The sequence below is a fragment of the Streptomyces sp. NPDC026417 genome (assembly GCF_055567695.1).
The window spans coordinates 13363-33540 of record NZ_JBVHPY010000032.1 but is presented as its reverse complement, the minus strand read 5'-3'; the positions used below and the strand labels follow the sequence as shown (position 1 = coordinate 33540).

20 protein-coding genes and 5 pseudogenes are annotated in these 20178 nt (G+C 67.3%); 13 read left to right on the top strand and 12 right to left on the bottom strand.

Translation table 11 applies throughout. The features are described from left to right. Positions 1–145: 145 nt before the first annotated feature. The 4 genes from ACZ4NT_RS34625 to ACZ4NT_RS34610 all read right to left on the bottom strand — a co-directional run bounded on the left by ACZ4NT_RS34625 (position 146) and on the right by ACZ4NT_RS34610 (position 3508). Entirely contained in the window at positions 146–943 is a 798-nt protein-coding gene (locus tag ACZ4NT_RS34625) for a hypothetical protein (protein WP_467729111.1), read from the bottom strand. Between the two features lie 602 nt (positions 944–1545). After that, the gene (locus ACZ4NT_RS34620) at positions 1546–1977 is read right to left on the bottom strand and encodes a hypothetical protein (protein ID WP_467729109.1); all 432 of its coding nucleotides are present in this window, start codon (positions 1975–1977) and stop codon (positions 1546–1548) included. A 372-nt stretch (positions 1978–2349) separates the two neighbouring features. Next, on the bottom strand, positions 2350–2928 hold the full coding sequence (locus tag ACZ4NT_RS34615; RefSeq protein WP_467729106.1) for a suppressor of fused domain protein: 579 nt from the start codon (positions 2926–2928) through the stop codon (positions 2350–2352). A gap of 241 nt (positions 2929–3169) precedes the next feature. Beyond that, positions 3170–3508: a hypothetical protein gene (locus ACZ4NT_RS34610; protein WP_147464403.1), complete on the bottom strand. Its 339-nt coding sequence runs from the start codon at positions 3506–3508 to the stop codon at positions 3170–3172. Positions 3509–3723: 215 nt separating this feature from the next. Between ACZ4NT_RS34610 and ACZ4NT_RS34605 the strand changes: the two are divergent. After that, a pseudogene (locus ACZ4NT_RS34605) lies at positions 3724–4047 on the top strand (IS701 family transposase); the annotation flags it as partial. 206 nt (positions 4048–4253) lie between these two features. Next, positions 4254–4667, top strand: a complete 414-nt coding sequence (locus tag ACZ4NT_RS34600) for a hypothetical protein (RefSeq protein WP_467729104.1) — start codon at positions 4254–4256, stop codon at positions 4665–4667. 17 nt (positions 4668–4684) lie between these two features. Here ACZ4NT_RS34600 and ACZ4NT_RS34595 read toward each other — a convergent pair. Beyond that, positions 4685–5005, bottom strand: a pseudogene (locus ACZ4NT_RS34595) (transposase); the annotation flags it as partial. Between the two features lie 146 nt (positions 5006–5151). Between ACZ4NT_RS34595 and ACZ4NT_RS34590 the strand changes: the two are divergent. The 4 genes and pseudogenes from ACZ4NT_RS34590 to ACZ4NT_RS34575 all read left to right on the top strand — a co-directional run bounded on the left by ACZ4NT_RS34590 (position 5152) and on the right by ACZ4NT_RS34575 (position 8198). Beyond that, positions 5152–6012, top strand: a complete 861-nt coding sequence (locus tag ACZ4NT_RS34590) for a hypothetical protein (RefSeq protein ID WP_467729102.1) — start codon at positions 5152–5154, stop codon at positions 6010–6012. 115 nt (positions 6013–6127) lie between these two features. After that, positions 6128–6760 (top strand): annotated as a pseudogene (locus ACZ4NT_RS34585) (HNH endonuclease family protein). 141 nt (positions 6761–6901) lie between these two features. Continuing rightward, positions 6902–7174: pseudogene (locus ACZ4NT_RS34580) on the top strand (TSUP family transporter); the annotation flags it as partial. Between the two features lie 637 nt (positions 7175–7811). After that, positions 7812–8198 carry a hypothetical protein gene (locus ACZ4NT_RS34575; protein ID WP_467729100.1) on the top strand — a complete coding sequence of 129 codons (387 nt, stop codon included), beginning with the start codon at positions 7812–7814 and terminating at the stop codon, positions 8196–8198. An 830-nt stretch (positions 8199–9028) separates the two neighbouring features. On the opposite strand, the pseudogene ACZ4NT_RS34570 reads toward ACZ4NT_RS34575, so the two are convergent. Continuing rightward, a pseudogene (locus tag ACZ4NT_RS34570) lies at positions 9029–9388 on the bottom strand (ATP-binding protein); the annotation flags it as partial. 471 nt (positions 9389–9859) lie between these two features. Between ACZ4NT_RS34570 and ACZ4NT_RS34565 the strand changes: the two are divergent. Further along, positions 9860–10075 carry a hypothetical protein gene (locus tag ACZ4NT_RS34565; RefSeq protein ID WP_467729099.1) on the top strand — a complete coding sequence of 72 codons (216 nt, stop codon included), beginning with the start codon at positions 9860–9862 and terminating at the stop codon, positions 10073–10075. 343 nt (positions 10076–10418) lie between these two features. Here the strand turns inward: ACZ4NT_RS34565 and ACZ4NT_RS34560 are convergent, their stop codons facing one another. Continuing rightward, complete coding sequence (locus ACZ4NT_RS34560; RefSeq protein WP_467729097.1) at positions 10419–10739, bottom strand: hypothetical protein; 321 nt, start codon at positions 10737–10739, stop codon at positions 10419–10421. A gap of 544 nt (positions 10740–11283) precedes the next feature. On the opposite strand from ACZ4NT_RS34560, the gene ACZ4NT_RS34555 reads away from it, so the two are divergent. From ACZ4NT_RS34555 to ACZ4NT_RS34545, 3 genes are read left to right on the top strand one after another with little or no spacing between them, the layout of a single operon-like run. Next, positions 11284–11619, top strand: coding sequence for a helix-turn-helix domain-containing protein (locus ACZ4NT_RS34555; protein WP_467729095.1), 336 nt, complete (start codon positions 11284–11286; stop codon positions 11617–11619). Between the two features lie 17 nt (positions 11620–11636). Further along, positions 11637–11771, top strand: a complete 135-nt coding sequence (locus ACZ4NT_RS34550) for a hypothetical protein (RefSeq protein WP_467729093.1) — start codon at positions 11637–11639, stop codon at positions 11769–11771. A gap of 2 nt (positions 11772–11773) precedes the next feature. After that, positions 11774–12121 (top strand): hypothetical protein, encoded by a 348-nt coding sequence (locus tag ACZ4NT_RS34545; protein ID WP_467729091.1) that lies wholly within the window; start codon positions 11774–11776, stop codon positions 12119–12121. Positions 12122–12360: 239 nt separating this feature from the next. Here the strand turns inward: ACZ4NT_RS34545 and ACZ4NT_RS34540 are convergent, their stop codons facing one another. Beyond that, positions 12361–12654, bottom strand: coding sequence for a hypothetical protein (locus ACZ4NT_RS34540; RefSeq protein WP_467729089.1), 294 nt, complete (start codon positions 12652–12654; stop codon positions 12361–12363). Positions 12655–13075: 421 nt separating this feature from the next. Between ACZ4NT_RS34540 and ACZ4NT_RS34535 the strand changes: the two genes are divergently transcribed. Next, positions 13076–13339 (top strand): hypothetical protein, encoded by a 264-nt coding sequence (locus ACZ4NT_RS34535; RefSeq protein WP_467729087.1) that lies wholly within the window; start codon positions 13076–13078, stop codon positions 13337–13339. 21 nt (positions 13340–13360) lie between these two features. Here ACZ4NT_RS34535 and ACZ4NT_RS34530 read toward each other — a convergent pair whose 3' ends face one another. From ACZ4NT_RS34530 to ACZ4NT_RS34515, 4 genes are all read right to left on the bottom strand, one after another. After that, complete coding sequence (locus ACZ4NT_RS34530; protein WP_467729085.1) at positions 13361–13726, bottom strand: hypothetical protein; 366 nt, start codon at positions 13724–13726, stop codon at positions 13361–13363. Between the two features lie 478 nt (positions 13727–14204). Next, on the bottom strand, positions 14205–14741 hold the full coding sequence (locus ACZ4NT_RS34525) for a hypothetical protein (RefSeq protein WP_467729083.1): 537 nt from the start codon (positions 14739–14741) through the stop codon (positions 14205–14207). 469 nt (positions 14742–15210) lie between these two features. Continuing rightward, positions 15211–15582: a hypothetical protein gene (locus ACZ4NT_RS34520; protein WP_467729081.1), complete on the bottom strand. Its 372-nt coding sequence runs from the start codon at positions 15580–15582 to the stop codon at positions 15211–15213. Positions 15583–16108: 526 nt separating this feature from the next. After that, positions 16109–17446 (bottom strand): FG-GAP and VCBS repeat-containing protein, encoded by a 1338-nt coding sequence (locus ACZ4NT_RS34515; protein ID WP_467729079.1) that lies wholly within the window; start codon positions 17444–17446, stop codon positions 16109–16111. A 632-nt stretch (positions 17447–18078) separates the two neighbouring features. Between ACZ4NT_RS34515 and ACZ4NT_RS34510 the strand changes: the two genes are divergently transcribed. Both ACZ4NT_RS34510 and ACZ4NT_RS34505 read left to right on the top strand, forming a co-directional pair. Beyond that, on the top strand, positions 18079–18483 hold the full coding sequence (locus ACZ4NT_RS34510; protein WP_467729077.1) for a hypothetical protein: 405 nt from the start codon (positions 18079–18081) through the stop codon (positions 18481–18483). A 1313-nt stretch (positions 18484–19796) separates the two neighbouring features. After that, entirely contained in the window at positions 19797–20003 is a 207-nt protein-coding gene (locus tag ACZ4NT_RS34505; RefSeq protein WP_467729075.1) for a hypothetical protein, read from the top strand. Positions 20004–20178 lie beyond the last annotated feature (175 nt).

The window sequence follows — 20178 nt, the reverse complement described above, 5'->3', positions numbered from 1 at the left end:
CCCGGACCACCAGCGTGCCCTTGTACTCGACCATCCGAGTGCCGTCCCTCCTCCTGTTGGAGGCCGGCCGGCCCGTCCCCACCGCCCGCCTCGCCGACCTGCTGAAGCACAGCGACGCAGCAGCGGAGCGTCCGCACGCGGTCCCTCAGAGCGTGAGTACCGCTCGTGTGGAGAAGTCTTCGTACATATCCTCTCCGTCCGGTCCGTACACGAACTCGGCCATGTCGGGGTTGCGGTTGGCGGTCGCCAGGGGGAGCCAGGCCAGCAGGTGGCCGTAGCCGCCGCACACCGACTCGCCCCCGTCGCCGCCGTGGACCGCGGTGACATCGCTGGTCAGCTCGGCGCGGTAGGTGTCGTAGGCGATGTGCAGGCCGAAGGCGTTCAGTTCGTTGTGCGGGCCGGTGTCGTAGCCGTAGGGAATGCGGTCGAGGGGACAGTCGTCGCCCCACCGGAAGAGGGTGTCCGCCCCGGCGCCGCAGGCGTGTTCCCACTCGTCGGGGCTGGGCATCCGCAAACCACGGATGGAGAGGGCAGCCGGCAGGTTGGCCGGAGGTTCGGTCAGGGACTCGTCCTCCACGGCCATGAGAACGGTGTCCAGGTGAACGCTGCGGGGAGCGCTGAGGATCCGCGCGAGGTGGGTCCGCAGATCGGGCCCGTAGCCGTAACCCTGCTCCCGGCTCTCGGCGTAGTCGGCGGCCTGCTGTGCGGTCGGCTGCCAGGTGTTGAGGTCGAAGCCCAGGGACACCTGCCCTCCGGGTATCAGTGCGAACTCCTGCCTGTCCCGTTCGACCCGGACGCGGTGCAGCGGTGAACCGAGGTGATCGCTGGCCTCGAAGAGTGACACTCGGCCGCCCACGTGGACAGCGGCATTTTGGGCGATCCTCCGGGCGGTGACCTCGTCGAAGGTCCGCCACAGGTCGAGAGTGAGATCAGCGAGCGACATGGCCGGCAGTGTGGCACGCGGCACTGACACAGCACCGAAGGACGAAAGCCGCCAGGCGAGGGCACCTCGAAACGCGCTGCGCCGCAGCACCGTTGCCCACCGGGCCCGCCTCCGGCAGAGCGAAGCCCTTCGTGTAGGCGAAGCGGCCTGTTGCTTCCGTGGGCTGTCGTGGGGCGGGGTGGTGCCGGGTCTCGGGGTGACCTGGCACCACCCTTCCGCACCTTCGTCCCCGCCGCGCGGCTGGCCTGCTCCCCGCACCCGCGGGGATGATCCATCTCCATGCCGAGAGCTGTGGCGACGAGTTTGGGGTCAAGGGTGATCAACCAGCTCGGCGAGCCGGGTGCTCCGCAGGGTCCGCGGTGGGACGCCACAGGGGTCGAGGACGTCGCTGACATAGGCGGTCGAAGCTCCTACCCGGCCGGATTCGGTGATCTTTGTGACGATCACGTTGGGGTTGTCGTGCTGGCTCCCGCGGTGGGCCAGGCATCGTTGAAGCACCGACCAGCTGGCCGGGGTGATCTCCATCAACGGCCCCAGCTGCCCGCTGAAGGACCGCCTCCAGGCCATCGATCGAGAGAACGACGTGACCTGACCAGCTGCGATCAGGACACCGGATCCTCGCCAGGCGGGATGAAGGCGTCGGCGCCATGGGCATCCTCGACATGCCCCTGAGCATCGACCGTGATGGCCGTCGCCCGCCCCTGGGACGTGATGAGCCAGGCCAGTACCTGTTCCGTCAGCGGCGTTCCCCCTGGGCCCTCGTCCTTCCAGTGCACCCGCCACCCTCCACCAGGCACCGCGGCCACGACCTGGTCAGCTCGCTCCAGGTGGGAGAAGTCCTCGTAGTCCGTCACCGGACGCAGGGCACCACGCTTGGGATCGACGACCAAGGCCGTTCCGGACGTTTGGTCCCAGCCCTCCACACCCACCATGCGGCCGACCTCGGTGTCGGTGCCATTGAAGATCGCGGTCCAGCCGGTCTGATTGAAATAGCGAAGAGACACCGCTCCATCATCTCGAACCACGACGCCCACGCTTCACAGGTCTCCTTGCTCTGCACGTTCATCCGTACGCGGCTCTGCACATAAGCGAGTACGCCGACACCCGGCAACACTTGACCTAAGCCAGCAGCAGGAGCTCACGGTGGCTCTTCCCCGGCCGTCAGCCCGGACAGCCGATGAGCCCGGTCAGCCTGCAAGTCCATCTGCGTGAGATCGGCGTTCCTCCACAGCGCGGCAGAACCTCCGCGATCCGTCGGCTCGTCCTCCAAGTCCCGGCCCCCGTCATCGCGAAAGCACTCGGCTACCACGACAGGACCGCCACCCGCCTGGTCACCGAAGCTGGCGGAACCTGGACGCTCCTGGTGATCACTCGCGGTGACCGCCAGGAGAGGTTCGGCCGTTGCCTCACACGACCGATGCGCGGAAAGGGTCAGTGGGAATGATCTCCGCCTCGTCGAAGAGCTGCTCCAACGCCTCATGCCCCTGATGCCTGCGGAACTCGATCTCGGCGGCCGTCACAGGCAAGGTCCACAGGATGCGGGCATGCCCCCCGGGTAGCGGACAGTGTTCAAGGTCAGGTCCGTGGAGATAGGGCAGGCTGATCAGCAGGTGGTCGCAGTTCGAGCCCGGCACCCATGGTTCACCGATCGGCATGCTGTGCTCCAGGTCGAGCTGATGCCCACCACAGTGGTAGTACGTGATCATGGCCATGAGGTCGATGAACTGCTGGTCGCGGACGTGGGCGGTCATGACGAACTCAAGCCCATGACCGTCCTTCTCCATCGCAGCCCAGCACCCGGCGGTCACATAGGCCCAGCTATCGCTGCGCGGACCGGGGCCGACAACGAGAACCCGCAGGTCGAGCAGAACCTCGCGCCGGTCCGGTCCCAGGTCGCAGATGACGACCTCAACGGAATGCCCCTCGAAGAAAGCACGGACATGTGACTCAACGGCCTCCACGGCCAGCAGCCTTGCATCACTCACCGCGCGATCATGCCAGACCCAATGAACCGGCCCGACTTCTCACCAGCGTCATGGTCCGTGGGCCTCAGCCGCGAATACGCGACATGCGGGCCTACCAGTCCCGAGGCCGATCCCGGGTGCTTGGCAGTGCGACCACGCCGGTCGAGGAGATCGAGCTACACGCGTGCGCCCTGCAGTGGGAGAACTCGCTCGGCGCAACGTTGCCGCCGACGGATCGGACACGCATGCGGAGCCGAGAGTATCAGCGCCGGAATCGGCCAAACACGCGCCCCTGGGCGCCGCCTGACTGTTTGTCCTCGGTGGGCCCCTCAGGCTCGCGTACATCCACGAGTTCCGCCACCGAGACCCGAAAGTCGGCGGAGACATATCCGTGGCTCTTTCTGAAGAGGACGCGGAGTGCCCCATCGGGCGCACGGTAGATCTCCCGCGTGTGATCACGCGCGTATCCGTAGCGGTTGTGTGTCCGGGCCACTTCCAGAGCCAGGTCCCACGCCGCGCTGGCCTCATCACCCGCGGGGATCGTTTTGGCGACCCGATAGTTGTAGTCGCCGCCGACCGACTCCGACTGCTCGATGAGCACGAACCATCCTGTGGCCGTCATCAACATCCCCCCGCACCGCAACCGTAGGCGACCAGAGCCTACTGCCTCAGCCGTGGAGCCTGATCTTGCTGGTCGGGGTGGGTGCGGAGACGGCTGCGGCCGCCGTCGACCATCGCGAGTTGTGTCGACAATCAAAGATCATGCGGTGGCCGCAGGTCACAGCGTAGTGCCTGTCCGGTGGCGGGCGACGTTCGAGGTGGTTGCTGGTCCGCCGAAACCGGGGAAGTGGCGAACTCGCCTTCTACCGCTGCTTCTCACCGCACCCGGTCCCGCGGTCCGATCTGGTGCGCGTGGCAGGGGAAACGGCTGGACAGTGGAGGAGACCTTGCAGGCTGGCAAGAGCCTGGCGGGCCTCAACGAACACCAGGTCCGCCGCTGGACCTCCTGGCATCGGTGGGTCACCCTCGCCATGGTCACCCACGCCTTCCTGGCTCGGCTGGTCCACCTGGCGACGCCGGTACCAAGCCCGCGCCCGCGACTCGCACTACCGACGACGGCATGCAGCCGCACGACCATGAAGATCACGATCTACGGCTGGAGTACTACTCCACTTGACGGGGTGATGTCGGCTGGCGTGGGCCATCGGTCATCTGCGCCGTGGCCACCGACATGGGCCGACCCGCGGTGTGCATACTGTGACCGGCAGAGGAGCCGTCCTCCGACCGAACGGCGATGGGTGGGGCCGACAGCCACGGGCCGGGCCGGACGATCAAGGAGACCAGCGATGGATGTCAAGGAAAGCTGGCACCGCTACGGGCTTCGCCCCGTCGGCGCGGATCTCGACGAGGTCCGTGCACTCCTCAGAGAGCACACGGCGCGTGAGAGACGCGCCCAGGGCGAGGGCGACACAGAGCTGATGAGGCTCTGCTGCTTTCAGCTGTTCAACAGCGGCGACCTCGACGACGTGCTCCTGGTCTGGAGTGCGAAGCAAGCCAGCTTCGACGCAGCGTGCTCGATCGACATCGAATTCCTGCTTGGGAACGGGGTCGACGCGACGAAGGCCTACCTTTCTGCCAACCGTGCACCTGCTGCTGCGGCGGCGCTGGATCGACTGAGCGAGCTCGAGGCGGACGGTGAATTCGAGGACTTCTCAGTGGAGGAGCGCTCCGCCTCCTACGATCGGTACTACGGCGACTGACCAATCTGCAGCGCCGGTCAGTCGTCCGTGATGAGGCCCGTGCCTGCAAGGCAGTTGTCGACGAAATCCGGGCGGTACTGGATCTGCTTGAGCCTGTGCTTCACGGCCCTGGTGATCTGGCCCGGGTCGGCTGCGGCAAGGTTGCCGAGGTCGCGTTTGACCAGCGACCAGATGCCCTCCTGCTGGTTCAGGTCCGGCGCGTAGGTGGGGAGTTGGAACCCGGTGAGCCAGGCGGCATGCGTGGCGATGAACTCCCGCATCCCGGCCGTCAGGTGGAGGCGGACATTGTCCCAGACGAGTGCGATCGGCCCGCCGAGCTGGATGCGGGCACGCACCAAGGGCCGAGACGGTTGTCGGCGTGCCCACGGAGAACGACGACGGCTGCGTGTGGAGTGCCCGCGGTCGGGAGGCTCGGCCCGAGACCAAACGTGGGGTTGGACATCGGGCCGAACGGAGAGCTGCGAGGATTCAAGTGCCTAGCGAAATGAGCATAGAGCTGATCATCAGCCCCGGCAGCGAGCACGTGCGAGTGCAGCTGGCGGAAGCGGCTGCCTGGAGCGTGTACGCGGCGGAGCTTCGCGGAGTGCTCGGAGCCGCGATTGAGGGGAGCGGAGCGGACCTCCTGGAGGTGGGCGGGCTGCTGGTGAGCGAGCCTCTTCCCGAAGAGCACCGCGGCCTGCGCAACGGTGCGGAGGTCCGGCCGCCGCAAGCGATAGCTCTCGTCGATGGGATGGCAGCCGGGCGTGGGCCGTATTGTCAGCTCACCGCACCCGGGAGACTGCAGATCGAGTCGGGGTGGGACGGAGCGGTTCACCTCTTCACGACACCAGCGGTGGCCGCCAATCTGGCGGGATTCCATGGTGAGGGCGTGACGTTCGTGTGGCGAGACGCGGCTCCTGAACCCATGGAGGTCTCGGACCCCATCGACGCCGTCGCGGACGCGGGTTTCTGGGCGAGGGTGTTGGAGGCGTCCGAGCGCCTGACCCTGGTCTGCGAGCGCTGGGCGTACGGCGCCTACGGGTGCAGATGGTTCCGCGTGACGCCGGATAGCACAGCCGAAGTTGCCCTACTGCTGCGGCCGCGCTCGCTGGTTTGCGTGGCCGCCGAGCCGGAGTTGCATCCCAGAACGGAGCTGCTGCAAAGCGGCTTCACCGCATTCGTGGCCCCGCTGCAGCACGGCGAACTGGCTCACCGGCACTACCCCGGTGGGGCCGACACACTCTCCGAGGTCTCGGAGGATGGTTTCTCGCTCATGCTGGCCGATGCGGCGCTGGGCTTCTGGTGCGCCGTCGTACCGGACACGGACGGGGTGGCCAGGGGGCAGTGGGAAACTCCGGGTGATTAGTTGAGGTAGAGAATTCCCGACGGGAACGACCTTGCAACGGAGCACTCCCTCCCGCCACGGTGGCCAGCTCGAAAAGGGTCCCTTTGTGTCGTGCACGGCAGGGGCCGGTCCCTGTGTGGCGTGTCGTTTCTCCGGTACGACCAATCCCCCCACACGGGAGGCGCACAGTTCAAAGCCGGCACACGCCGCCGACAACGTGCCCTTGGCCGACGCTGTCGCCGGCCACCGAGTCCCGTGACGGCTACACCCGAAGCGCCTTCAAGCACTGGAACGCCGGTGATGCCCCGGCCGACGGCTGCAACACCCGCAACAAAGTGCTGCTCGAGGAAGCTGTCGAACCGCCGGCCGTCGGCCCCGGGCGTCGCCTGACCGGCGGCCGGTGGTGGCCTTACTACGACGCGACCTGGGTGACCTCCCCGGGCGTCCTGGACATCGACCACACGGTCCCCCTCGCCGAGGCATGGGACAGCGGCGCCTCCGCCTGGACTCCCCCCCGACGCGAGGCCTACGCCAACGACCAACAAGCACCGGCCAGCCTGATCGCGGTCACCGGCCGCTCCAACCGGAGCAAGGCCGACAAGGCCCCCGCCAAGTGGCTCCCGCCGGCCGCCGAAGCGTACTGCCCGCTGAATGGGTGGGCACCAAGCTCCGCTGGACCCTCACCGCGGACGACACCGAGCTGGCCGCCCTCAGCAAGGCAGCGGATACCTGCCCCGAACGGACGGTGACCTACGAGCTGGCCCCGTAGCCGTAGGGCCCGCCGCCCTGCACCTGGCGACGGGTCATCCACGGTCATGCTCGCCGTGATCCGCCCGCCTCTCACGCGTATGCGCTTCGGTCCAGGAAACGCCGAAAGGTCCGCAACTTCAGGAGTTGCGGGTCCTGCTGCATGCCGATGGCCCGCCTCGCACCGGCCACCCTCGCCGCCACCTTCACCACATCCCTAGCCGGATCCGGCGCATACGCGCTGATGGCTTTGGCGAATCCCGGGCCCATCGCGCCCCACTGGAGGCTGGGCCTGGCTTGCGGCCTCGGGGGTCTGATCGGCGGCTACCTCGGCGCACGGCTCCAACCCCGCCTCCCCGAAACCCTGCTCCGCCTCCTGCTCGGAACCCTCGCCGCCGCCCTCGGCACGGTCTACACCGCCCAGGCCCTTGCCTGACCCCGAGTCCAGGAACTAAGGGCAACCGGCGGTGGGGGCAGCCACCGCGCTCGGTGGCTGCCGGTCCGCCTTCCACGCGGTCATCCTGCGGCGGACCTCGGTGTCATGGGCAAGGGACGGTGCCCATCGCACCGTGGCAGCCCTCAAGGTCCCGCAGGCCAGCAGCCGGTTTCCGCGCTGCTCCCCGAACCCCTCGGGGGCCGAGCCGGTCACAGGTCCTGCCTGCGCGGCCCGGGATTCACCACCGAGCTCCACGACGACCGCATCCTCTACGCGATCGAGGAGGCACAGTAGAGGAAAAACAGTAGCGGTCCCACTCGTACCACCTAGCGACCTCGGTTTCAGCGTGCTCAGTGTGTCCTTGGGGACTGTGGAGTCGAGGCCCCTCCTCAAGTACGTGGGAACGCTTCGCAGCCGATCGACGAAGGCGTCCTCGTCGCGCCGAATTTTTGCATTGACGCGCGGCAGTGACGAGACGGTTGGTCCGCGGACCCGGGCTGAGGCTGCATCGAGATTGATCATGGTCCGGTCGGTGCCGGGGCGAGCAGATGGGCCGGCCGCCGGAAACTCGCCTGCTGCCTCATCACTCACCGACAGACTCGCTTCCTGCGTCAGCTGTTGTCGGTAGGCTGCAGGTATGACTGAGTCGGCGGCCCACAGGCCCGGGTGGCGCATGCCGCGAGAGATGCATGATGTCCACGAGTTCCTGGACCAGGTCCGACTCCGCCCGGGAATGTGGGTTCGCCAAAGCTCTCTTCAGCATCTGGAATCCATGCTTGTCGGCTACGCAGTGGCCTGCGAGATCCACGACAGCGATGAGAGCTTCGACTTCTTGAACGGTGGCCCCTTCCCTCAATGGCTGTGGAAGCGGATGAACATGGCGTACCCCAGCAATCTGGGCTGGGCTGTCGAAATCGAACGGGCAGCCGACACGGCGGGTGCACCCCCCATGGAGATGTTCTTCTCCCTCTTGGACGACTTCCGCGCTGAACGAGGTAGACCGCAGAGCACGCAGGATAAGTAGCGATCCCCCGACAGTGAACCCCCAGCAGTCCTATCCGACGCTGCGCCAGGCGTTGTTCGGCCGACACTGTGGACGATCACGTGGTTCCCCAGTTGCTAGGGGTGTGAGGAGAACGGCATCGGTTCTCGGCCGGGGGCCCCGCAGCCGCCGCGTGGCGGTGGGCTCACTAGGCTGTGCACGTGATGCGCGACTTGATCCCCGCGTTTAGCACAGCGAGTCGCAGACGAATGCTGGATGCTGGCTGGCGAGAGCGTTCGGGTGATATCTACATGTTTGCCCTAGGGGATGGTTTCGATGCCTGGCTCGGGCTCAACCGCGCCTCAAGGCATCATCCCTTGGAGATCAACCCGGTCGTCGGGCTTCGCTATGACCCCCTCGAGCGTCTCCTCGCACAGCTCTTGGGCGAACGACCTGAGCCATCGGCAACGATCGCCCGACCAGTCAGATATCTGACGCCCGATAACACGTTCCTGCAGCTCAGGGTGGCCACCGAGGACGATGCGGAGTCGGCATCGGAGGAACTTCTGGGGCTGGTAAACAAGTACGGCTTGTCGTTCGCGCGGACCCATGCGACGCCAGAAGCGCTGATCGAGGCGCTGAAGGCCGGCGGCAACGTTCCGAATCCTTAACGGACGCGGTTGCTGCTGCCGACCCTGCTGTTTCTGCAGGGTCGGCATGAAGCGGCTCGCGAGTCCCTGACCGTCGGGCTCGGTCGCTATCCCGACGATGCCGTCGGCCCAGCCGCGGCCCAGTTCCACCGCTTTGCCGCAACCTTGGTGCCGTTGCTTGCCGATCAGCGTCCCGGACTCACCTGACCGGAGCCCGTCGTGTTTGTCCGTCGGATTTCTGGGCCGCCTGTTCGGACGGTAGCTGGGACCGTTCATGATGACCTGGTGGCTGGTGTTGATGAGCCGGTCCAGGAGTGATTCGGCGACGACAGGGTTGGGGAAGAGGGAATACAAGTCGCTGGGTGCCCGGTTGCTGGTGACGATCAGGGACCGGCCTTGCCGCCCAGAGACCAGTTCGTAGAGGTCATCGGCACGGGCCGTCGTCAGCTGGCGCATGGCGAAGTCGTCCAGGATGAGCACGTCGGGGCGGACCAGCTCGCGCATCCGCTTCTCCCAGGTCCGGTCCGCGTGGTCGCCGGCCAGTTCGGCCAGGATCCGGCTGGTCTTCGTGAAGCGGACGTGGGGCGCCCTCGCGCACCTACGGGCAGGCGCCCGTCTGTGTCCAAAGCTCTGAGAGTTGAGAAACCCACGGTCAATCCCGCGTGGTGCAGCACAGCAGGCCGGTGGCCCGCGTCAGGCATTCCCGACGATTCAATGGCGAACCTGTCCGCCTCCGGCGTCGGAACTGGCCCTCCCACAACCGCGCTGCAACCGCGGAGCTCCAAGCGCTGTACTCGTTGCGTATGCGGGTGTTCCAGCCTTCAGTCGTTGTGGTCGCTGCTGACCCGGCGACAGGGGCTTCCGGCCTCTTGACGTTGGTCCCCGCCTGGGCGGATCGTGACGGTTCGCTCACGTTCCACCCCGAGAGGGGGCAGGTATGGCGCTCACCTGGCGCTACGTCGTGCAGCCCGGCGGCGACTTCTGTCGCGTCGCCAATGTCGACGGCAGCGTCGACAACACCAGCGACGAAGAACTCGCCCGGCTCTGAACAGTTTGATCGCGGTCTCGGGGAGTTCGAACCGGTCGAAGGCGGACAAGGATCCGGCGGCCTGGCTTCCGGTGCCGGCGGACCAGTGCGTGTATGCCGCGGACTGGGTGGCGGACAAGCTGCGGTGGGAGCTGACAGCGGATGCTGGCGAGCGGGACGCGCTGGTGCGCCTTGCCGAGGCCTGTCCGGGTGCTGCGGTGAGCTACGAGCAGGTGCCGTAGCCGCTCCGGCTCTCCGTGAGGCCCCGCTCTCCGTACCGGACAGCGGACCCCACAACGGCGTACCGGACAGCGGACCCCACAACGGCAGCCGCCGACGACAACCACCACAGCCGCATCTTCGCCAACTCCTCGCGAAGGGGACGTCGATGACCACCGCCCGCCCGTTGCTCCAGGGCGGCGGCGCCGATCACCTCGTTCTCGGCCTGGCGTAGGCACCTCACCCTCCAGCGAGCACGGGAAGGCCGGAGGAAGGCCCAAACCCCCGGGGTGCGCGACCGACGCGTGCCCCGCCTTTGAAGGAGAAGATGGGGGCTCCCCGGTAGCGGGAGCCGGTGGAGGCCGGTCAGGGCCCTCGCGGGGGTGTTCGGCCGGTGGTGGCGAGGTTGGCTGTCTGGGCGGCGTAGCGGGCCCGTCGCTGCTCGGTGAACCGTCCGGGCTCGGCGGCCTTGATGTCGGGGATCGGCATGACGGGGGAGGACACCTTGCCGCCGGTGAGGAGTGGGTGCAGCCGGTAGACGCAGTCTTCGAGACTCCAGGCCAGTCCGCACTCGCGGAGTTCCTTGAAGCCGCGGTTCACGGTCAGCTTGCTGGCGCCCAGCTCGGTGCACATCTCGTTCTGGCGGATGGTGGTGGTGCCGGTGTCCGGGTCGCTGAGGTAGAGCACCTGGTCAACGACGCGGCGGCGGTAGGCAGCCCTACCAGCTGCGGCTACGCTGGGCGCTCACGCAATCACTCTTCGAGAAGTTCTGGTGGCCATGTCATCCACGTCGGGCAGTGGTGGGTTCTCCTTCAGCAGCTCGTTCGGGGGCTCCGGCGCAGGCTCGAGTTCCGGCTCCTTCGGGGGCTCCGGCTCCGGCTCTGGCTCCGGATCGGGGTCCGGCTCCGGCTCCTTCGGGGGCTCGGGATCCGGCGGCAGGAACTCTTCGGGCGGCTTGGATCCCAGCCGCGGGATGGCCGTTGGCGCCTCATGTGAGGCGGCCGTGGCGGGTGAGCTGTCGGTCGAACGCGGTGCGGATGTCGGTGGGGAGAGGTTGCCGGCACGGCCCGTGATCAACAGTCCTGCGGCCGTGGCAATCTGCAAGTGAGCATGACGAGTTGCGTCGGAGGTGGCCGCGGGTGGCGGCGATGTCCAATGCCACCGCAGGCGGCGTCGGCTGGGGGTGGAGCTTCGCCGGCTGCGCCTGGCCAGCGGGCTGAGGAGCCCGGAAGTGGCTGAGTGGCTCATGGTGTCCCAGCCGAAGATCAGGCATATGGAGAACGGCAACCGGGCCGTCAGCCCTCGTGACGTACGTGACCTGTGCGCTCTTTACGGGGTGACGGACCAGCAGGTCATCCACTCCCTGATGGTCTTGGCCGGGGCATCCGGGCAGCGGAGCTGGTGGCACTCTTACGGTGGCATCCCCCAGAGCGTCTACATCGCCCTGGAGACGGACGCCGCATCCCTCCACACCAACGACCCCATGCTGGTCCCCGACCGGCTGCAGACTCCCGGCTACGCCCACGCCGTCCTTGGGGAAACGACCGCCGAACTCACGGCCGAATAGGCCGCAACCCGCCTGAGGTGCGGCTGCGGCCCCAGCACCGGATCTACGACCCGGCCCGCCCACTGCACCTGTCGGTCGTCCTGGACGAGTCGGTGCTGCGCCGCGTGTTCGGCAGCCCCGAGGAGTGTTCCGGGAGCCCTCTAAGGTTCTGAACATGGCTGTCATCGATGTCCGTAACGGTTCTAAGGGTTGGCTCATCATGTGGCTTGAGCCACTGGGTGAGGATCGATGGCTCAGGCCGGGCGAGACGTTCCGGGTTCGATCCGACTACAACGGCGATGAACTGGCCTTCGCCATAACATGCTGGGTGGATGACAACGACCGGTCGGCGGCGATCGAGAACGTCGCCGTTTGGATCGAGAATGGTGACGGTGACGTAGAAGTCGTCGACAGGGCAGGCAACCTCATCGAGTGCGGCCATCAGAGGCCTGTGGAAGGCGACAGGCGACGGCGAGCCGCGCCCGAGGAGACGCAAAGCGCGCGGCAGCGCGGTAAGCGGTAGAAGAGATCGCAAGCCTCGCTGCCGCATTGAGGGTAAGCCAAGCCCAAGTGAGCCGCCGTCAGTCCGGCTCGGCCGCTTGGAGCCTGGCCGACTGCGACGTCGTCGCCGCGCAGTATGGCATCGGCGTCCTCGAACTGCTGGCCGGGCCTACCCAAGCCACCGAGTCGCTCTGCTCGATGGCACTGTCACCGTCGCCTCGGTCAGTCTCTGGCTCCGAGCCTGATCGCGATCAAGGAGCTTCAAGGTCCCAGTTCGGCGCGCAAGCGATCGGGCCAGTTTTCGTAAGCCAATTCAGCCGCGACCAGCAGGTCGCGCCAGTCGGTCATAGCGAGTCGTATGGCCTCACGAAGCCGAGGGACGCTCCTTTGGGCGATCAGCACGACCGCAGCTTGCACGCGTTCGCTCGCGAAGTGCTCCGCGTCATAGCCCGCGGTGTCCGGGAGCTCGTTGAGCAACCGCATGATCTCCCGCGCAGACCCGGGTTCAGGGAAATCGCGCCGGATTCGACGTTCAAGTCGCGTGCTGATCGCCACTGCACCAGCCCTCTCGATCGGTGAGGCTTCGCGCCCTATACCATCGTGGCCGAACGAAGAGGAATGGTGCGATGATCCGCCGGACACTGCCATAGCGCCCAGCACGCTGGCGATCCTTTGAACGGTGCCGCACGTCCTCTCGCACGGCTGCTCGTTGGGCTGGGCATGACGATGTACGACACCGCCACCCGGCCAGCCCCGAAAGCGGAGAGCCAACTGCCTGGCCTCGGGCGCCACCCGGCTGCGGGGGCTGGCGATGCAAGGGCTGTGCTTCCTGGTGCCGCAAACACGCCCACACCGCCTCGTGCACGGAATGCGGCCACCGGGCGGTCCTGTGCATGCCGCTGTCACCGCATGCGCTGCCGCCGAACCGCCGCCCAGCACCGTCATCGGTCCCAGGGCGAGCAAGCAGTCGCTCGTCGTGGACATTGCGAACCGACCGCATCCGCCGCCAAAACGCCATATCCGCCACCTCGAACAGCGTCTCGCCGAAGCGCTTGGCGGGCAGATCTGGCAACAAGTGGGCCTGGGCGGACCCTCCGATCATGACGCCTTGCAGAAACGTGCCAACCAGCTCGAACAGCACGTCACCGAGCTACGGCAACAACTCTCCGACCGCGACGATGACCGCGACGCCGCTCGCGACGCCAACCGGCACCTCATGGCCAACACGGCCAAGGACTAGCTGTGAGAGGCCGTGCCCCCCTCAGGCCCGGTCCGTCAGGTCCTCAGCGAATACCTGAGACAGGGGCTGCGGTCCCACGTACTGCTGACAGTTGCATTGGCCGGCCTCGTAACGCAGCGGCTTCTTATTCTCGTCCCAGGCCGTCGGCACCTCGACACCTTCATGGCACCGGCCCTGCTTGTCGTGCTTGGCGAGATGGTGCGTGCAACCGCACACGGCCTCCGGCGGCTTGTGCGCCGCTTCGATGGCCAAACGTTCCTGCTTCGCCGCCTCCAGCAACTCCAACTTGCGCTCATGCCGATTGCGCAGCGCGGTGCGGATGTTGTCGGCCGCCCACGCGAAGCCACCCGTCCAGAAAATGATCAGAACCCACCAGAACCAGTCCATGACTGTCCCCTCCCCCTGTTCTGCTGTGGGTCAGCATAGATGGCTCGTCGGAAGCGTCGTCTATTTCACGCAGGCGTCTTCTGGTAAGCCGCATAAGTGCACGACACCTGTCGCATATGCCCGCCACCGCTTCCGCCCGCCCGAGCAGGAACAACCCGACCGGAGCGAACACCTACGGATCAGTGGCCGTACGGAAGGGCACGCCTCGAGGCCGCGACGCCGCCGGAGACGGGGGACGGCCTCGAGCAGGACCGGGACCGCGGCTGGTTCCGCCGGCGACCCTGCCCCGGCACACCACGGGCCCCGGGGATCAGCGTCCTCCGGGCCCGGTCCGCGCCCCGGGCCTGGCTCGCGACCCGGGCCTACACCCTGTGAGCCCGCCGGGAATGCCTCGGATCGGAGCGGACCCGCGCGGACGAAAAGTCGGCGATGTCGGTCGGCGCCCGCGCTGAAAAGCGCCTCACGATGGCCTTGCGCGTCAGTGAAGTCGGGGCTGAGGCGCGGCCTTCTGCAGTTTTTGACGCGCGGCTCTTCTGAGGCTCTGAGACCACTGCGCACGCTTAACGCCTTCGGGCAGTCTCGTCAACTCGGCGTGGCTGGCGCCCAGCGCGCGGGCGAGCGCCTGCACCGCGAGACTCTGCACAAGATCATCGTTGTGCTCACCTCGGCCTTCCTCCGTGAGCTTCAGCAGGGTCCGGAGGAGTTCGGCGTCGAACCCGTCGTGCAGGATGGCCCCTGCTCCCGAGACTGCAGCCAGAAACGCATCATCATTCGTATCCCACTCGGGGGAGCCCAGTAGCTCGAGGATCTGCCTCCGGTATTTCATCCCCACTTTCCAGTGCGCCGTGAGTACTTGCACGGCGAGCGCCGAGATCTCGGGGTCCTCGGGATAGATCAGATATGTGGCGATCAGCGGCTCATATTCGGGTCCGCCCGCACAGGCCACCGCGTGCAGCCTCTGATAGAGCTCCCGGCCAGGTCGACACTCGGTGACTGTTTGGTCGATTTGTTGCACCTCTCGCGGCGGGATGGTGCCGTCTTTCGCCCGCGCGATCAGCTGCTGAGCATATGCATGTGTCCCACTGTCATGCTCCGTCTCACTTGATCCTGGGAACGAACTCTTCGGAGCGATCTAGCATTCTGCTGGCCCGCCGGGTCGAGCGGGAGGGCGGAGTCGCCGGCAATCTCCGCGAAGTAGGTGCGGGCGAATCGGGGGCTGATCCGGGCCATGCCCGGATGTTGGCAGCCGGCTCTAACAACGCCTACTCCGCACCCGCACGCCTACACGAACCTCCTTACAGGTGCGCGAACGGCCCTATTCGCCGTCCTCGAAGCTGCGGATGCGCACGGACCGCTATGGGCGCTACTCATCGGCCGAGGGCTGATCGGGCCACTGCACGACCGCATCTGAGCGGAGGCCTGTCAGTACAGGCTCCGTCGTGCCGCAGCTCCGCCGCTGATGCGGCGAAGCTGCGTTGCGTACGTCAGAGGATGACGATGCAGATCACGACGGCGACCCAGGTCGCAAGGAATACCGCGATCTGCTTGCCGGTCAACTCTTCCATCGGCTGTCCCGCATGTTTCAGCACCTGCTGGCGGCGTAGCCACCCGGCGAAGGGGATCCGCAGGATTGCCACGGACAGGGAGCCCGAGATGAACAGCTGCAGTGCCTGCTGTGCCCCCTCGCCGGATGCGCGCAGTGACGTGTAGAGCGCGGTGGCGAGCGTGACGGCCGACGCCGCGATCAGCTTGTCTCTGGTCTTGTCGGCCAGGGACTGCATCGCGACCGCCAGGGCGAGGCCGGACACGATCGCGGCGATCCACCAGTGCGTAAGCGAGAAGTGTGCGGTGAGCATCGCCGTACCTACCAATCGAGGACGTCGCCGAGGCTGCCAACCACGCCGCCTACGACTTCGGAGACCTGGTGCCGACCTCGTCGGCGGCACCAAAACGCAACTGCCTTCGCCATCCAGCAACTGCTCGCCGAGCGCTGCGCTGCAGCCTGCGTGGCTCGCACGACTCGAGAGCGGGCGAGCCCGGCGTCCGGCTGCGCTTCTTCGCCGACCCGCGCCAGGAGCCCAACGCGTAGGCGCCACGCGAGGTCAGAAACTCCAGCGGTGGGGCCGCCACGCGTTCTCACCGCTGGCGCTGCAAGCCGGGCAACCTCCGTGACAGGTCACCGACTCGGAGGCCCGGCCGGTTCCCCGAGCGAACACCGTGGCGGTCTCGCCGTCAGGAGACGTCCGTGCCGCGTGGGTGCGGCACGGACCTCCTGGCGAACCTACTAGCGCCCCTTTTCGGGTGAGGGCGAATAGGAGCACGTCTCATGACCGCCAGGACAAGGTCACAGAACTCCCGCCGTTGTGGGACGGCACCTTGGGGCTATTGGAGGAAGCTCTCGATGGGTGCCGCGTTGTATGTCGTTGCGCCTGTCGTGGTGATGCCGCTGGCTGAGCCGGGCAGGCGCACAGTGTCGACGCCGCTGACGAACAGGTCGGCCGTGTTGTCACCGTCGATGTCGCGCAGTCGGACGAGGCCGCCGAACCGGTCGTCGGCCATCAACGGGCCAGGCACGCCGGGGCTGTTGCGGGCAAACCACTGCGAGCCGGTGCCGGACAGACGGCTGGACCGTCCCTTGAAGATGTGCACGCCGCCCGCGTTGTCCTGGCCGTCGATCTCTTCGTCTCGCACGCCGACCGCGAGGTCGGCGTAGCCGTCGCCGTTGACGTCGCCCGCGGAGACGGAGGACCCGAAGTTGTCGTAGTTTTCCGGGGACCCGGCGACACCACTCGTCGACTGGGTGAGACGGGTGCTTTGGGAGGGGCCGGCGGAGGAGCCGTACCAGACGCTGACACGGCCCTTGTGCGTGGAGTACATCGCTGTGCCGACGGCGATGTCGCCGTAGCCGTCCTTGTCGAAGTCGGCGATGACGCCGTCTCCGCCGCGCTCGGTGCTGCCGCCGTTGCCGGACTGGGACTCCAGGCGCAGGCTGCTGCCCGGGGTGAGCGAGCTCGCGCCGCCCTTGACGAACCAGACGTCGGAGGCGACGTATTCGGAGCTGACCACGTCACCGATGATCGCGAGGTCGGTCTTGCTGTCGCCGTTGACGCTGCCGGAGATCAACGCCGTGGCATAGAAGGACGACGTCGTCTTTTCGAGCTTGGTCACGGTGCCGGTGGTGCCGGTGCGCGTGAAGGGACCGCGGTAGACGTACGTCATGGCCTCGTTGATGACGGCCAGGTCCTGCTTGCCGTCGCCGTTGAAGTCGCCGGTCGCCAGATCCTTGCCCATGGCGTTGTAGCGGCCCGGGTTCTTGTTCGGGAGAGTCGTGCCCGTGGACAGGCCGGAGGCGGAGCCCCAAAGGAGCGTCACGGCGCCCTGGTCGGCGCCTGCGGAGCCGTTCTCGCCCGTCGCCGCCACCGCGAGGTCACCGAATCCGTCGCCGTCGAAGTCGGCCGCGGCCTTCACCTCGCCGAACATGTCGTCGGCTTCGTCGGCGCCGGGTACGCCGGGGCTCGCCTGGGTGATGCGCTGCCGCGTGCTGCCGGGTCCAGTGGCGGTCCCGAAGACCACCGTGACGCCGCCGCCCCCGCCCGCGCTGAAGCTCGAGTAGGCGTAGTCGCGGTAGCCGTCGCCGTTGAAGTCGTCCCCGTTCTTGGCGGGCGCGGCACTCGCTCCTGCGGCCGGCAAGGTAAGGGGGATGAGGCCCGCTACCAGCAAGGTAGCAAGCGTAGTTGTTGCGCGGTTGGGCATATGTGCCGGAATTCCTTTATGAGTCGCGAAGCCGGTGAGGTTACAGAAGCCCTCCCGGCGCCGAGGGGCTCGTGGCCAGTAGTAGGCGGGCTCGCCACACGTCATTCACCGATGTGGTTTCGGGTGACGCACCGAGTCCGCGGACAGGAGACCGGCAAGAGGGCTAAACGGTTGTACGCGCAAGCAGAGAAAGGCTCGCTTGTACCGTCCGGCTTGCCGAGCGGTACCGGGCCGCCGTGCCGGCCGAGGCTGGGTGCCTTCGCACCGGTCAGGTCCGCGCACAACGTGTCCATCTCGGCGCGGTCGGCCGGATCGGACACAGACGTGCGCTGTGAATGCGGAGCGCCGTCCCGGGCGGCGGGCGTGCCGGCCTGTCGGTACGGCGTGGCACACTCCTTCCTTGATCGTGGGGGCGCACGTCCCTCGTAGCCTGGGAGGGGACGTCTGTGCAGAGATCGAAGTGGGTTGCTGTGGTGATAGCGGTGATTGCGCTCGGAGCCGGGGGCTGCGGTGGTGGCGACGCCGGAGCTCAGGACGTCGCTGCCGCGGTTTCACCATCGTCACGGCCCGGTGGTACCGGACCGCTCACGAAGCAAGCTGTGCGCACGGACTTGGACGCCTCGGCCGCCGCCGCGGGCGCCCCGGTGAGCGACCCAGGGTGGGGCGACGGATACCGCGACGCCCCGCCGGGCTCGCAGCTGGCATGCGGCGTCCCCTACAAGGGCTTCGGCACCCATGCCGCCCCGGTCGACGCCGCCCGCTTCACGGCGATGGTGGCCGAGCTGCATGAGCGTGAGTGGCGGCAGTCCGGGAAGCGCACGGAGGAAAAAGGCAGGGACGACGGCCAGATCGTCCTCGTCCGGACAGTCCTCAAGCAGCGCGGCTGGACTCTGGTCGCCGAGTACCGGGCCCGATTCGACAAGGAGGACGGCGTCATCACTGCAATCGCCTTCAAGGACGGGTGCATGAAGAAGAACGGCGCCCATGCGGATCTGGCGGCCTGACCGGCCGTCCTGGTCTGCCGCTGATGCCCAGGGGGAGTGGAGCCGCGTCCCTCGGCCGTACGTTGGGCGACGAAGGACCGCCGCACAACACAAAAATTAAGCTGCGAACCATTCCGGCCAATCGCCAGTGCGGGTGGGCTCGGGCGAGGTGGGTGAGGACCCGGTGCCGTGGACCCGGTGCCGTCACGGTTACGGGTCCTCACCGTTCGCGCCGCGACCGGTGCGCGGGTGCCCGGTGTACGTGGCCGGGGGGGCAGACACGTCGTTCGGGCCGGGGCGGCGGGCATGCGGGCCGGCCGCCTGCCCTCCACGGTGCGCGCGCCTTCCAGGTGTCGCACGTTGTGTCCGTACGTCCGGGTGAGGCCCGCTGGCGCACCGTAGGTGCAGTTACGCGCAACTCGCCCGCTGGTACCGCACCGGCACGGAGCTGGCATGACGTGAAGGAGCTGCCTGCCTGATGGCTGGCGCGGAGCGCCGGAACTTTTAGTGGCCATCGACCTCGGGCAGAGGTGCAAGCCGCTGGTGACGCAGGCCCGCAGGCCTATGCAGCCACGCCCGGGCCTGGCTAATAGCTTGTCGTTTAGCGTCGGCTCGGAGCGGATGTGCTTCACTGGCCGGGGTGACATGCTTCGCGACATGGGGTCGCACACGAGTCATACGAAGAGCTTGCCGCGTCTGGGAGATGTCTGTCCCGATCTCGTGAAGGACGTCGTTACACTGCTGCGCGAGGCGTCTCCGGGGGATCCGATCGCAGACTCGATCGCGGACTTGCCCTTCCTTGGTGTGTGCCGTGGCTATGTGCTAACCGCTCCAAAGGGAGCGTCTACCCCGTCAGTCATGGAGCTGGAGCGGGGAGATGAGGCGGTCTTCCTGGTGGGCATTGACCCTTCCCACTCAGGCGTCACCTGGGTGGATGTCCTCGACGGACGCGACTTGCCACTCACCTTGCTGGGATAGTCCTGCTGCGTCTGGGTTTGGCCCCACCGGTCGCGAGGGCGCAACCCACGTCGTGGCCGATGGCGAGCCGGTGGTTCTTCAAGCCCGGCGGTCGCCCTGGCCCGGGCCGGGACGGTTTCGGTGCGCCGGCCGGGGGGTTGGTCTTCGCGCGAAGAGGGCCCCGTAGGTGCAGGGCACGCAGCTCGCTGTGGCCAGTCACCCGAGGCGCAACTGTTGATGATCACTGTCACCTGCGGGCCCCGGACCGTGTGTGGCGTGTCGTTTCTCCGGTACGACCAATCCCCCCACATAGGCGGCGCACAGTCGGGAGGCGATCGACCTGACGGCGCTGCGGGCCTTGAGGGACGCGCACGGACGTGGATGCCCTCGATCTCATGGCCAAGCGGCTGCACCACCCCGGTGCCGCCTTCACCACGGCAGCCGACCGAGCCCGCGCCACCATGGACCGCTACGCCGAACAGGACGAGCCGAGGCGGCGGAAGACGTCCGGTGCGTCAGGGCGACCGCGTGGGCACCGCCCGCAGGAGCCCGAACCGCACCGAGACCGGGAGGCCGGCCGCTGAGTTGTCCGATGCCGCGCACCCGATGCCGTGAGTGCGCACCGACGCTGTCCGGGATCCATTCCACCGAGTTGAGGTCCACCGGCCCGGAAGTGGACGACGTCGTGGGGGAGTGCGTGGGGCACCGTCACGTTGGCTGACCGCGAGCGCGTACGTCCGTGGGTCACGGCTTCTTCCG

What these genes read in the sequence shown, in the direction of transcription:
- ACZ4NT_RS34600 (WP_467729104.1), top strand. Translation starts at nt 4,254, where the DNA reads ATGGATGTCAAGGAAAGCTGGCACCGCTACGGGCTTCGCCCCGTCGGC.
- ACZ4NT_RS34625 (WP_467729111.1), bottom strand. Translation starts at nt 943, where the DNA reads ATGTCGCTCGCTGATCTCACTCTCGACCTGTGGCGGACCTTCGACGAG.
- ACZ4NT_RS34545 (WP_467729091.1), top strand. Translation starts at nt 11,774, where the DNA reads ATGGCTGTCATCGATGTCCGTAACGGTTCTAAGGGTTGGCTCATCATG.
- ACZ4NT_RS34520 (WP_467729081.1), bottom strand. Translation starts at nt 15,582, where the DNA reads ATGCTCACCGCACACTTCTCGCTTACGCACTGGTGGATCGCCGCGATC.
- ACZ4NT_RS34530 (WP_467729085.1), bottom strand. Translation starts at nt 13,726, where the DNA reads ATGGACTGGTTCTGGTGGGTTCTGATCATTTTCTGGACGGGTGGCTTC.
- ACZ4NT_RS34575 (WP_467729100.1), top strand. Translation starts at nt 7,812, where the DNA reads ATGACTGAGTCGGCGGCCCACAGGCCCGGGTGGCGCATGCCGCGAGAG.
- ACZ4NT_RS34590 (WP_467729102.1), top strand. Translation starts at nt 5,152, where the DNA reads ATGAGCATAGAGCTGATCATCAGCCCCGGCAGCGAGCACGTGCGAGTG.